The organism is Streptomyces sp. ATLC9 (assembly GCF_057196705.1).
Genome location: NZ_JBXUOY010000595.1, coordinates 1 through 442, shown reverse-complemented (window position 1 = coordinate 442; position 442 = coordinate 1). Strand labels below are relative to the sequence as shown.

At 80.8% G+C, this 442-nt stretch carries 1 pseudogene; it reads right to left on the bottom strand.

What is annotated here, in order from left to right:
* Nucleotides 1-442 (bottom strand): annotated as a pseudogene (locus tag AC2CJA_RS27235) (AAA family ATPase); the annotation flags it as partial.

Genomic DNA, 442 nt, shown 5'->3' with positions numbered 1-442 from the left:
CTCCAGGGCGGCGCGGGCGTCCTGCGCGCCGGCCGCCGCCCGGCGTGCGGCGGCGTGATCGGCCTCCAGCGCGGCTACCTGTTCCGCGAGTTCGAGGGCGGGCCTCCCCTCCGCCTCCTCGTCCGCCGCGGCCAGCCGGTCGCCCGCGAAGTCCAGCCGCTGCTCGGCCTGCCGCCGCAGGTCCTCCGCCCGCTGGTAGCCGGCCAGGGCGCTCTCCTCGGCACGCCGGTCGACGTGCCCGGTCCCGGGGCGTGCCGGGTCCGGGTGCTCGCGGGAGCCGCACACCGTGCACGGCGTGCCCTCCTCCAGCCCGGCGGCGAGTTCCGCCGCGATGCCGCGCAGCCGGCGCTCCTTGGTCTCCAGCCAGTGCTCCCTGGCGGACAGGGCCCGCTCGCGGGCGGCCGCCAGCTCGGCGCCGGCCGCTTCCCGCCCGGCCGCGAGG